11 protein-coding genes are annotated in these 12729 nt (G+C 41.9%); 10 read left to right on the forward strand and 1 reads right to left on the reverse strand.

The window, feature by feature from the left end:
- Positions 1 to 257 precede the first annotated feature (257 nt).
- Complete coding sequence (locus FNH22_RS06365; protein ID WP_143397503.1) at positions 258 to 467, reverse strand: hypothetical protein; 210 nt, start codon at positions 465 to 467, stop codon at positions 258 to 260.
- Positions 468 to 741: 274 nt separating this feature from the next.
- Between FNH22_RS06365 and FNH22_RS06370 the strand changes: the two genes are divergently transcribed.
- From FNH22_RS06370 to FNH22_RS06415, 10 genes are all read left to right on the forward strand, one after another.
- Complete coding sequence (locus FNH22_RS06370) at positions 742 to 1419, forward strand: haloacid dehalogenase type II (RefSeq protein WP_143397504.1); 678 nt, start codon at positions 742 to 744, stop codon at positions 1417 to 1419.
- A gap of 132 nt (positions 1420 to 1551) precedes the next feature.
- Positions 1552 to 2217 (forward strand): HAD family phosphatase, encoded by a 666-nt coding sequence (locus tag FNH22_RS06375; RefSeq protein WP_143397505.1) that lies wholly within the window; start codon positions 1552 to 1554, stop codon positions 2215 to 2217.
- Positions 2218 to 2328: 111 nt separating this feature from the next.
- A complete protein-coding gene (locus tag FNH22_RS06380; RefSeq protein ID WP_143397506.1) occupies positions 2329 to 4419 on the forward strand; it encodes an alpha-galactosidase in 2091 nt (696 codons plus the stop codon).
- A gap of 416 nt (positions 4420 to 4835) precedes the next feature.
- Positions 4836 to 5642 (forward strand): universal stress protein, encoded by an 807-nt coding sequence (locus FNH22_RS06385; RefSeq protein WP_143397507.1) that lies wholly within the window; start codon positions 4836 to 4838, stop codon positions 5640 to 5642.
- Positions 5643 to 5662: 20 nt separating this feature from the next.
- The gene (locus FNH22_RS06390; protein ID WP_143397508.1) at positions 5663 to 6277 is read left to right on the forward strand and encodes a V-type ATP synthase subunit E; all 615 of its coding nucleotides are present in this window, start codon (positions 5663 to 5665) and stop codon (positions 6275 to 6277) included.
- The gene (locus FNH22_RS06395; protein ID WP_143397509.1) at positions 6274 to 7104 is read left to right on the forward strand and encodes a DUF2764 family protein; all 831 of its coding nucleotides are present in this window, start codon (positions 6274 to 6276) and stop codon (positions 7102 to 7104) included. Before FNH22_RS06390 ends, FNH22_RS06395 begins: the two co-directional genes overlap by 4 nt.
- Complete coding sequence (locus tag FNH22_RS06400; protein ID WP_143397510.1) at positions 7101 to 8870, forward strand: V-type ATP synthase subunit A; 1770 nt, start codon at positions 7101 to 7103, stop codon at positions 8868 to 8870. Before FNH22_RS06395 ends, FNH22_RS06400 begins: the two co-directional genes overlap by 4 nt.
- Positions 8871 to 8872: 2 nt before the next feature.
- The gene (locus FNH22_RS06405; protein WP_143397511.1) at positions 8873 to 10225 is read left to right on the forward strand and encodes a V-type ATP synthase subunit B; all 1353 of its coding nucleotides are present in this window, start codon (positions 8873 to 8875) and stop codon (positions 10223 to 10225) included.
- Positions 10226 to 10286: 61 nt separating this feature from the next.
- Positions 10287 to 10886 (forward strand): V-type ATP synthase subunit D, encoded by a 600-nt coding sequence (locus FNH22_RS06410; RefSeq protein ID WP_143397512.1) that lies wholly within the window; start codon positions 10287 to 10289, stop codon positions 10884 to 10886.
- On the forward strand, positions 10883 to 12724 hold the full coding sequence (locus FNH22_RS06415) for a V-type ATP synthase subunit I (RefSeq protein ID WP_143397513.1): 1842 nt from the start codon (positions 10883 to 10885) through the stop codon (positions 12722 to 12724). Before FNH22_RS06410 ends, FNH22_RS06415 begins: the two co-directional genes overlap by 4 nt.
- Positions 12725 to 12729: the final 5 nt, after the last annotated feature.

Raw genomic sequence — 12729 nt, forward strand, 5'->3', positions numbered from 1 at the left:
ATTCGTAAAACTCTGTATTTCTATGTAAGCTGTTTTACCTATATATATCTGTTTATCAATATGATGCATTAAAAATCAATGTATTTATAATTGCAGTGCTTGTTGTAGTTATACTCTTAAGTGTCTACATCTTTTTAGCAAAAGGTATATTCGTACTATTCGAATGATGATGCTCTTTTAATACTCAATGGTCAAGTTCAAATTTTAAAAGTGCTTACTTTTCCCTTGTTCTCCATGATCAAATTCAAGCATTAATTTTATGGTTGAATCATTTCAAAACTCAGCACCCGGCTCTGATCAAAAAGATCAATGAAACCCGTGTCAAAATCATCATTAGGAACCCCAAACAAGCTTCGGTTCAATTTCATGATCCCGTTTTCATGATACGTGGGCTCATCCGTTTTCTTCTTTTTTCCTTTAAAGGGTAATTTAAAAGTCAGGGTAAAAAAGGCTTTTGTATCATCCACCTGACCTGTCAGATCTATTGACCCATATTCCTATGTTATCAAAAGTTCATTTTACCACCCCATTACCTCATAACAACCGAAAAAATTCAATCCGGTTATTGCACAGTGTCTGTCACTATCATTAAGTATCAACATTTTAAATTCGAAAGAAACCAATGCGATCACTTTGTCTGTCAAAAGGTCTGATACAGGATCATTTTTGAATTAAAAACATTAATAAAACCCAGCACCTTTTATGGGATTATTTGGTTGTTACTATTAGTAATATAATGACATGACATACACTTTGGCATTTGATGTCTACGGAACATTGATCAATACACACGGGATCTTTAGTACCCTGGAAAAACTAATTGGAGAAAAGGCAAAATCCTTTACTGACACATGGCGAAATAAACAGTTAGAATATTCCTTCAGAAGGGGGTTAATGAATAAATATGAAGGCTTTTCACTATGCACAAAAGAAGCACTGCAGTTCTGCTGCGAAATGTATAAAGTTAATTTCACTTCAGCCCAAAAAGTTGCCCTGTTGGAAGAATACATGGTTTTACCTGTTTTTCCTGATGTTGTTACCGGGTTAAAAACATTAAATGCATCCGGACATTCATTATATGCTTTTTCAAATGGTGAGGCCAAGGCAGTTTCAAAGCTCCTGACCAATGCGAAAGTCATAGATTACTTTGATGGGCTTGTAAGTGCCGAGAATATCAGGACGTTTAAACCCAACCCTTCAGTGTATGAGCATTTCAACAAAAAAACGAACTCGTCGAAGTCCGGCTCGTGGCTAATCTCCAGCAATCCCTTTGATGTAATAGGCGCTGCTTCCTATGGAATGAACACGGCCTGGGTACAACGTTCATCAGATACTGTTTTTGATCCATGGGGTATTGAGCCAACAGTCATCATCCAAGAAATCAGTGATCTGAACAAGTATCTGGCAACAAAAGCCTAATGCTATTATTTATGGATAACTCCCACTGATAACCGACACACAAATCAATAGGCTCTCATATAATCTTAACGAAAAGAAATTAGTGCAATCCACCCGGATAACACATAATCCAATCAGACTAAAACAAACGATATGAACAACATAAAAGGTATTATTTTCGATATGGACGGCACATTGCTGGACAATATGCATCATCACCGGGAAGCATGGCTGTTTTTCCTTAAAAAACACCACATCGAATTAAGCCCGGAACAGTTTGATAAACAAAACCATGGCAGCTTATATGAAATCATAAAGAGGTTTTTCCCTGGTATAACCGACTCACAAAAGATCAGCGAACTAGGTCAGGAAAAAGAAGCGATATACAGACAACGTTACAAAGACGTAAAAGAGATAGAGGGTTTATCCGACCTTCTATTGACACTGCAGGAAAAAAAGGTCAAAGCACTACTAGGGACCATGGGTGATATACCCAATATTGATTTTGTTTTAGACCATTTGAACATCAGAGAGTTCTTCGACTCCATCACCGGAGGACATGAAGTATCACAGGGCAAGCCCAATCCTGAGATATTCTTGCTCAGCATGAAAAAATCCGGACTTAAAGCCGATGAATGCGTGGTGATCGAAGATACAATCAGCGGTATTCAGGCAGCTAAACGTGCAGACATAAGAGTGATTGGCATTACTACGTCATTTCAGGCCGGTGAACTTATGCAACATGGATGTGACCATGTCATAGGCAATTTTCAGGAGTTAAAAGCGCTTTTGTTTAATCAAACTCATTCAAGCAAGTGATAATATGTATTGCCAATGATTTCACTAAGTAAGTATGCCAGATCTAAAATAGGGTGTGACGCCCTTATTACGTCATAAATAGGATACTTCACATTATAAGCAATACCTGAAATGAGTATAAGAAATCCGCATATGTTTAAGATCATTAGCACATCTCTGTTTTTATCATTGTCACCATTGTCAGCTCTATTCTGCCAGGATACATTGTCAAAAGAGGTAAATGCCTATTTAAAAAATGATACACTTTATATCGCCAACAGGCATGTCGCTTTTACCTATTATTGGAACCAGGGGAATATTGTACCTGTAGAGGCAGAGGATAAAACTTCTGGCAAAACATTGATATTTCCTCCGCAAGATATAGGAGGGTTGGTATTACCGGGTGAAAATCAACGTATTACCCATACAGAACTCACTATTAATGATCAACAAACATTTCCCGGCGAACATGTTCACAAGGCGATTACCATCTATTTTAACCTTGGAGAACTTCAAGTAAAACATCTCATAAAACTCTACCCGGAGGCGCCGGCTATCTCTCATACATACTTCCTTAAAGGTTCGGCTGCAGCTAACCAGTGGACTTCGGTTCAAACAAATCGATTAAATATGATCGAACGTAAAGATGTGGAGGGTGAGCGGGGCCCCGAGCGCATTGGTTTTATTCCTTTGGCTCAAAACCACTGGAAAGTTAAGGTAGCTGCTTTTAAAGAGGCTACTGACCATCATGACAACCTGGTGTCCGAGTCCATCCTTCTGCCCTATCGAAAGGAGCAACTCAGGGGAAATGTACTGATCGCCTCTCACCCGCAGCAATCCATCGGTTTTTTCATTATTAAAGAATCACCCATAGACCACAGTCAGCAATACTACAATGGGTACGATTTCCAGGTAGATAAAAAGGGCATTTCAATACACGGTATAGGCATTTCACCTAAAGACCTGTCTGATGAATGGGTCCGGGGATATGGCTATGCCCTGGGACTGGCCGGTACTGGTAAGTCATCGATGCACCGGGCACTCCTCACCTACCAAAAGCAGCTAAGGAGATACATTCCGGAACGGGATGGTATGATCCTGGCCAATACATGGGGAGATCGTAGTAAAGATAGTCGTATGAATGAGTCGTTCATTTTGGATGAAATAACACAGGCAGCAAAACTGGGTATAACCCACTTACAACTTGATGACGGATGGCAGCAAGGATTATCCCGGAACTCCGCGTCGAAAGCCGGCAAAAAATGGGATGACTGGAGTACTGAAGACTGGCAACCTCATACCGGACGTTTTCCAAACGGCTTTAAAAAGATCATAGACACAGCACGAAAAAAAGAAATAAGCATCGGACTGTGGTTTAATCCCAGTAAAGCCAACAGTTATGAGCTTTGGGAGCGAGATGCCGACATCCTTCTTGATTACTATCGGCGTTATGGTATTCGGGTATTTAAAATAGATGGTATGGATCTGGCTGACAAGCAGTCTGAGATCAACTTACGAAAGTTATTTACCAAAGTAATGCAAGCTACGGAAGGCAAGGTCACCTTTAATATGGATGTGACTGCAGGGCGCAGGGTCGGGTACCATTATTTCAATGAATTTGGCAATATATTCCTGGAAAACAGGTACACTGATTGGGGTAACTATTACCCACACCGCACCTTGCGAAACCTTTGGAAACTCTCAGCTTACGTTCCTGCAGAACGTTTACAAATTGAATTTCTGAATAATGCCCGCAATGCAAAAAAGTACGCTCAAGATGACGTACTGGTGCCACAGCGGATGCCCCTCATCTACACAAGTGCCGTTACCCTCTGCGCACAGCCACTGGCCTGGATGGAACTGAGTGGTTTGTCAGAAACAAATACAGACAAACTCAAATCCCAGTTAACAGCTTACAAGAGCGTGAAAGACCTGTTCCATCAATGTGTGGTGGTTCCTACGGGTACAGAGCCGTCTGGTTTTTCAATAACAGGTTTTGTAGGTTTCCAATCAAACCGTCCTGTACTCCTGCTAGTGTATAAAGAGCAAACCGAAGGCGTGGATTTTAAGTTGGATATTGAAAGTCCGCTCGTTAAATCAACCAGTATTACACGTGTTGCCGGAAGCATAAAAATGAGTGGTGTCAACCGGGAACAAAAGAGCATTCAGCTTCACTCGAACAATTCGTTTAGTTATGGACTGTTTTTGCTTTCTCATGAATGACATTCTTTCCAGGTTGATGTGCGGCCAGTTGTAGTCAGACAGCATAATAGATTTCAATGCATTCATAAGAGCGTCCGCGGAACGAATGTAAGCCTCTGACTTGATTAGAAAAACCGATCCTTTACCGGCAATACAACCGGAAAACGGTGACTTTGCCACATTACAAGAGGAATCCATTTTATCACCTTGCTCACCAGAACATTGTTTAACTACCATTCCAAAAGCTAATAGATGATCCTTGTCATGATCGGAAGCTGATTTAGGTCGTTTAATATCACTATGCGTATCATTAATTTTAGTATAATTAAATTATATAAGACGCCAATATACGGTGTACTATGGTCGTTTACACTCGAGAGTAGTATTACTATATTAACAGGATAATTGTTATTTGTTTAACAGGATAAGCTACTAAAATGAAAATCAACACAATACTATTCCCCACTGATTTTTCCCAGGGAGCAAACCTTGCACTGAAAGAAGCGATTTACTTTGCTAAGCAAGCTAAAGCGCACCTGGAGGTCTTGCATGTATATCATCGTCCGGTGAATGGAGAGCGGTTTAAATCACTGAAAGACAAAGAAAAGGACGTCGAGCTCGAGTTTGAGGCTTTAAAAAAGAATCACCCTGCATTAAGTGAAATAAGTTACTCATTCAAAAAAGAGTTAGGCATATCGGTCGATCGGATAATAGAAATTGTGAATGAGGGCAACATTGATATGCTCATTATGGTTACTAAAGGTGCCAGAGGTTTTGGTGAATTATGGGGCAGCAAGACAGCTTCCATAATACAAAAAGTAGATGTACCTGTTATCGTGATCCCAAATAAAGCTTCCTTACACAATATTAAGACGATCGGACTTGCTTATGACTATAGCCGCAAAGGTCCTACAAGAACGCTTAACAGCCTGGTAAACACTTCTGAGCTTCTCAAGGCCAACCTGGCGATCATTACAGTTAATTTGAAAGAGCGATTCATTGATGCTGAAAGACAACAGGTAAAAGAGCAGATGATCGATGAACTACATGACATACCCTATTCCTTCAGTTACTCCTATCACGACGACGTAGAGGAAGGTCTTATGACATATTGTAACCAACATAATATTGGACTATTATGCATAGTACCGCACACCTATAACTTTATTGCGGAACTCTTTCATGAAAGTCTGACTCAAAAAATGGTGTTTCACAGTACCATTCCCCTACTGGTAATAAGATAGATATAAAACAATATTCCACAATGTCCCAAGAACTTTCAAACCTTGACCAGCTTACCGATAAGATCTACCATGAGGGTGTTGAAAAAGCAAACCTGAAGGCGGATGAAATCTTACGAGAGGCTGAAAGCCAAAAGCAAAAAATTATTCATGAAGCCAGACTTGAGGCTGAGCGAATGATAGCCTCAGCTAAGAAAGCATCCTTAGTAGAAACAAAAAGTGCCGAAAGTGAGATCAGGCTTAAAGGCAAGCAACTCATAAGCGATCTAAAAAGTGAGATTGTCCGATTACTTAGACTTAAGGTGATCGATAGCAATGTTCAGGCTTCTTTTTCAGATCAGGCTTTCCTGCAATCTCTCATTTTAGAAATAGTCAGCTATTGGAAATCGGATGAAGAACTGGAGTTGATCTTACCGGAAAAGCTGCGTGGAAAAGTAGATAAAGCTTTTGAAAAGAATATTGTAGAACAAATCGATGGCATCACCATTAGTTTCAACAAGCAAATAGCGAATGGTTTTAGAATATCACGCCAATCAGACACCTATGATATAACCTTCAGCGAAGATGATTTTATTGAGTTGTTCAGCGGCTATCTCAAGGAAAAAACCCGCACGTTTTTATTCACTGAGCAACCATGAACTACTACTATCTGATCGCTACACTTCCTGACCTTTCACTGGAACAAACAACGACACCTATCGACTTTGAAGAAGCCATTGAGACCATAGCCAGGAACCTTGAAAAAGAAGATGAAAAACTTTTCAGACATCTTTTTTTTCCTTACGACCATAGAAATTTGTTAGCACTGGTATTTCATCAGTACCACGAGATGCCCTTACCTCCATTTATCCACCCCTCTTCCATAGATGAAGAAACAATGGCAGACTATGCGCAACATCCTTATAATCTCCCGGATCATATCGCTGATTTCCTGGCGGCATACCAGGAACGCTTTTCAGAAATGAGTATGGCTGAAATAGAAAATCAACTTTATGCCCGCTTTTATGAAATGATATCGGCAACAAATGACCACTTTATTCAAGAGTATTTCGCTTTCGAAAGGGAGTTAAAAAGCATCGTCAGTGGAGTGAATCGCAGCATATATGAGTCTTATCCGGACCAGGAGCGCATAGAAGACAGCAGCATATCGGAAAAGCTTTCCCGTGAAGGTGTGGGAGCATCTCTGCTCACCAGGACTTATCCTTTTATTGAACCTCTGAAAGAGGCCTTGATCTCAAGAGATCCTGTACGTATTGAAAAAATGATCGATACCATTAAATGGGATTACCTGGACCATGCCAGTTATGACTTTTTTAGCCGGCAACATGTATTTGGGTACACCCTAAAATTACTGATGGTAAAACGGTGGAATTGGCTTGAAAAACAAAAAACGCAAGACCATTTCCAACGTCTTACACGCAAAATCCGCTCATCATCCACCAAACTGAAAACTGAAAAAGTATGACCAAAGGTACCATAACCAGTATCGTATCCAACCTCGTCACTATAGACGTAGACGGGCCTGTCGGGCAAAACGAGATATGCATGATCATGAACAAAGATGTTCAGCTACGGGCGGAGGTGATCAGGGTAAATGGTAATGAGGCCTTTGCCCAGGTATTCGAATCTACCCGCAGCGTCAAAATAGGCTGCGAAGTAGTTTTTACCGGTCATATGTTAGAGGTAGAGCTCGGTCCCGGCATACTTTCCAAGAATTATGATGGACTTCAAAACGACCTGGAGAAAATGGAAGGCACCTTTATCAACACAGGAGATATCACGGAGCCGCTGGATAAAGATGTATTGTATCACTTTTCACCTCTAGCCACTCCCGGAGACAAAGTACGTGCCGGTGACTGGCTAGGTAGTGTAAAGGAGAATTGGGTGGACCATAAGATCATGGTACCTTTTGTCTTTGAGGGGCAGTATACGGTAAAATCAATTACCGAAACCGGAGAATACAAAATACATGATAAAATGGCCACTCTTGTATCCGAAGACGGACAGGAAGTCGCAGTGACCATGACCCAAAAATGGCCGGTAAAACAGGCCATCAAAAGCTACAACCAAAAAATCAGGCCTTATGATATCCTGCAGACAGGATTACGGGTAATAGATACGTTCAACCCCATCACTGAGGGGGGCACCGGCTACATTCCCGGGCCATTTGGCACAGGAAAGACGGTACTACAACAGGCCATCGCAAAAAATGCAGAAGCTGACATTATTATTATTGTAGCCTGTGGAGAAAGGGCAAATGAGGTGGTGGAGATCTTTACCGAATTCCCCGAGCTAACAGATCCACGTACCGGAAGAAAACTACAGGAAAGGACGACTATCATTTGTAATACATCCAATATGCCGGTAGCGGCCCGTGAAGCCTCTGTGTATGTGGGTATGACATTGGCAGAATATTACCGGAACATGGGGCTGAAAGTACTGATGTTGGCTGATTCCACCTCACGATGGGCCCAGGCGCTTCGTGAAATGTCCAACCGGCTGGAAGAATTACCGGGACAGGATGCGTTCCCGGTGGAGCTACCCGCCACCATTGCAAATTTTTACAGCCGCGCGGGATGCATAGAATTGAATAACCGTCAATTCGGTTCAGTCACTTTCATTGGTACCATCTCACCTGCTGGTGGTAACTTCAAAGAACCGGTCACAGAATCCACCAGTAAAGTAGCACAGTGTTTTTACGCACTTTCTCAAAAAAGGGCAGACGCCAAACGCTACCCGGCCATTGACTCTATGGCCTCTTATTCCAAATACCTGGATTACCAGGAATTCAGGGAACATACCGACGCCTCTATCCAGGAAGGGTGGGTGGACCTGATCAAAAAGACAAAAGACATTATGCGCAAAGGACTGGAAGCACGGGATCAGATCAATATACTGGGAGACGATGCTGTTCCGATCAGCTATCACATGGACTTCTGGCGTAGTGAGCTCATTGACTTCACCATCATACAACAAGATTCCTTTGACACAGTGGACATGAATACTCCCCTGGAACGTCAAAAGTATATGATCAATAAGGTAATGGATATCTGTGACGTCGATATGCTTTTTGATGACTTCCAGCAGGTAGGTAATTATTTCAAACAATTGATCAATCAGATCAAACAAATGAATTATTCACCATGGAATTCAGAAGAGTTTAATAAATATGAAACGGCTTTAACAGAGCTGATGAACGAAAAAACCGCTATAGCACCTAGTATGACCTAACTATGAAGACGAAAGCATTTCAAAGAATATACACTGAATTATCAGCCATTACAAGGGCTACCTGTGTGCTCAAAGCAGAAGGTGTTACCTACGAAGAACTGGCCTGGGTAGATGGCAGACCCGCCCAGGCCATAAAGGTGGTAGGAGACTTGGTGACCCTTCAGGTATTCCCCGGAACGGAAGGGATCAGCACGAATGCTGAAGTAGTATTTTCAGGTCACCCCCCTCAACTGAAAGTAGGTGAATTGCTTTCCGGCAGGTTCCTCAACGCTTATGGCGATCCTATGGATGAAGGTCCTGAGATAGAGGGCGAAGCACGCGCTATCGGCGGGCCGGCCGTTAACCCTATCCAAAGGTCCAAGCCTTCGGCGCTCCTGGCTACGGGTATTGCAGGCATTGACCTGAATAACACCCTGGTAACAGGACAAAAGATTCCATTCTTTGCTGACCCTGGACAGCCATACAACAATTTACTGGCTGAAGTGGCTATGCGTGCTGAAGCAGATAAAATCATCCTCGGCGGTATGGGGTTGTCTAACGATGACTACCTTTATTTCAAAAACACCTTCACCCAGGCCGGTGTGCTGGATAAGATCGTATGCTTTATAAATACTTCGGAAAATCCACCTCTTGAAAGATTACTCATACCGGAAATGGCATGTACCGCCGCAGAATACTTTGCTAACGATAAGCAAATGAAGGTTCTGGTGTTACTCACTGACATGACCCTTTATGCGGATGCATTAGCAATAGTAGCGAATAAAATGGATCAGATCCCTTCAAAGGATGCTATGCCAGGCTCTCTTTACAGTGACCTGGCAAAAACCTACGAAAAAGCAGTACAATTCGCCCATGGAGGTTCTATCACCATCATGGCTGTCACTACGCTGAATGAAGGTGATATTACCCACGCCATTCCTGATAATACAGGCTACATTACAGAGGGACAGCTTTTCCTTAAGCAGGACACAGACATCGGTAAAGTGATCATTGACCCCTTCAGAAGCCTTTCCCGCCTGAAGCAAAATGTGATCGGGAAAAAAACACGTGAAGATCACCCCCAGGTAATGAATACACTGGTGAGACTTTACGCGGATGCCAAAGAGGCCAAAACGAAGCAGGAAAATGGATTCGATCTCAATGAGTATGATGAACGCTGCCTGCATTTTGCCCTGGAATATTCAGAAAGGTTATTAGCCATTGACATCAACATTTCCATTGACGAAATGCTGGACATTGGTTGGGAATTAATGCAGAAGTTTTTTGAAAAATATGAATTGAATATCAAAGAAGCCTTAATAAATACCTACTGGAAAAAAAGTGAAGATAGCCAGTTAGCAGCTGAAGAAGTCTAAACCGACAAAATATGATGCATAACCCGATCATGCTTTAACCGATTGCCTTAAACCCGATAAAATGGCGCTCAAATTTCAATACAATAAAAATGCACTCCAGGACCTCAAACGACAGTTGAGTATCCGGGAAAAAGCGCTGCCCATTCTGAAAAGTAAGGAAACTGCGCTACGTCATGAGGTTCAACTATTGCAACGTACATTAAAGTCACTGGAAAAAGAGATAGAAGATGCAGAGGCGGAGCATCACCAATTTAAGACATTTTGGGCTGAGTTTCCCGATATCCTGGTCATGGAACCCCTGAACATGCTTCAAAAAAATGTAGTTGGTGTAAAAGTACCATACGTTAAGCAGGTGAATTTTACCCTGCGGAATATGAGCAGGTTCAACCTGCCCGGGTGGATACCGGCCGGAATAAAAGTATTGGAACGGATCATAAGACTGGAAATAGAAACGGACATTGCCCGCCAGCAGATAGACATACTACACTCAGCCCGTAAAAAGACCACCCAGAAAGTAAACCTTTACGAAAAAGTGCAAATACCCGCATTTGAAGACGCTACCATCAAAATCAAACGCTTTCTGGAGGACAAAGACAACATCTCCAAAGCGGCCCAGAAAATTGTAAAGAAAAGAAACGAACGAAAACAGGTACCGGCATGAAAGAAAAAATGAAGAAAATATCGGTACTCACGTTCTATAAGGAGAAGGAACAGGTCACTTCATTACTCCAGGAGCTAGGCGTGATCCATGTTGAACTCAATGAAAAAGCCCATAGTCAGAATATCAAGGAGCTTCAGGAGCAACATTCCAGGGTATCTAAAGCATTACAAACTGTAAAGGATTTTCAAAACGACGATACGGTCAACGCAAACTTAAAACCCGAAAAGCAGACCACCGCACACATTCTGGAAGCCATCGCTGATGCAAGAAAAAACTTCGATACAAACCTTCAGCACATTGAAAAGCTACAAAAGGAACAGACTAAGCTAAAGCCCTGGGGAGAATTTGACCGAAAGCGGCTGGCGCAGTTGGAAGAATACGGCGTGCAGTTCACTTTCTACCAGGCCAGAAGTAAAGATTTTGAACGTTATGCTATTGACGACAGTATCTGTGAGACTATCCGTATTGAAGGAGGAATAATATATTTTGTCCACCTGCAATATAACCATAGCAAAACACTTCCATTTGAAAAAGTACTATTACCTGAAAACACGCTTGCTGAAATCGACAGTGAACTGGCCCGTCTTATGGGAGAAAACATTGAGATCACTGAAAAGTTAAGGTCTTATAGTCTATATATCGAAACCTTAAAACAGGAGCTGGAGCATATCGACAATCAACTGGATTATGAACTGACCATAGGCAGTTATGATGGATATGCAGAAGGTAAGATCTTCCATTTGAAGGGCTGGTACCCTGAAATACTGGAAGATAAAATACTGGAAGGCCTGAATGATCAGGGAGCTACATTTTCGGTGTCGTTTCCCGGCCCGGGTGATAAAGTACCTGTGAAATTGAAAAATACAGGGTACGCTCGTCTTTTCGAGCCCATTACAAGGATATTTCAGCTGCCTAACTACTATGAGTTGGATCTCACGCCGTTGATTGCGGTCTTCTATCCCATCTTTTTCGCTTATTGCCTGGGTGATGCCGGATATGGTCTGGTCGTGTTAGGGCTATCCCTGACCGCATGGTTCACCTTTCTGCGCAAATCACGACACCTGGCCTTATTAGGATGTCTGCTAGGTGGATTAACCACGTTAATGGGTATTGTAAAGTCCGGGAGCATCTTCGGCTTACCTCTTACCGGTAGCGACACACTTCCGGCATTCAGTTTCTTATCTCAGTTTGTTTACATTCCTGATGATCAGAATTATGCATTTAATGCATTCAATGTTGCTCTGATGATCGGTGTGGTACAGATCTTTATTGGTGTAATTTCCTCTATTATTAATAAGATAATATACCAATCCTATATAGCTGCATTACCCCAGTTAGGGAAGTTATTGATCATCTCTGCGTCCCTGTTATTGTTCCTGGCGAATATGCAAAATGTTGCGATCTTCCTACCCTATGTATCCATAGCTAAAGTAGTCCTGTTTACCGGCATAGCTTTAGTATTGATCTCACACGATCTGAGTATATCTTTATTTAAACGTATGGGTAGCGGATTACTACCCTTGTTTTTTATATTCACAGGCCTTTTAGGAGATGTACTCTCCTATGTCAGGTTATTTGCCCTTGGAGTGGCTTCCTCTGTATTAGGCCTGGTGGTTAACCAGATTGGTATGCAGATCATGGACAGTGGTTGGTGGGGAGTGCTTCTTGGAATAGTATTCCTGCTTTTTGGACATTCACTTAACCTTGCTTTGGCCATATTGGGAGCATTTGTACACCCGTTACGTCTGACTTTTGTGGAATTTTATAATAATGCCCAGTTCGAAGGAGGAGGTATTGAATATAGACCCTTTCAAAAATTAAACAGTAAAACCGAATAAAACGA

Source organism: Fulvivirga sp. M361 (genome assembly GCF_007097395.1).
GTDB lineage: Bacteria > Bacteroidota > Bacteroidia > Cytophagales > Cyclobacteriaceae > Fulvivirga.

Coding starts and splice junctions, on each gene's coding strand:
- FNH22_RS06390 (WP_143397508.1), top strand. CDS start 5,663: ATGTCCCAAGAACTTTCAAACCTTGACCAGCTTACCGATAAGATCTAC.
- FNH22_RS06410 (WP_143397512.1), top strand. CDS start 10,287: ATGGCGCTCAAATTTCAATACAATAAAAATGCACTCCAGGACCTCAAA.
- FNH22_RS06375 (WP_143397505.1), top strand. CDS start 1,552: ATGAACAACATAAAAGGTATTATTTTCGATATGGACGGCACATTGCTG.
- FNH22_RS06400 (WP_143397510.1), top strand. CDS start 7,101: ATGACCAAAGGTACCATAACCAGTATCGTATCCAACCTCGTCACTATA.
- FNH22_RS06380 (WP_143397506.1), top strand. CDS start 2,329: ATGAGTATAAGAAATCCGCATATGTTTAAGATCATTAGCACATCTCTG.
- FNH22_RS06370 (WP_143397504.1), top strand. CDS start 742: ATGACATACACTTTGGCATTTGATGTCTACGGAACATTGATCAATACA.
- FNH22_RS06405 (WP_143397511.1), top strand. CDS start 8,873: ATGAAGACGAAAGCATTTCAAAGAATATACACTGAATTATCAGCCATT.
- FNH22_RS06395 (WP_143397509.1), top strand. CDS start 6,274: ATGAACTACTACTATCTGATCGCTACACTTCCTGACCTTTCACTGGAA.
- FNH22_RS06415 (WP_143397513.1), top strand. CDS start 10,883: ATGAAAGAAAAAATGAAGAAAATATCGGTACTCACGTTCTATAAGGAG.
- FNH22_RS06385 (WP_143397507.1), top strand. CDS start 4,836: ATGAAAATCAACACAATACTATTCCCCACTGATTTTTCCCAGGGAGCA.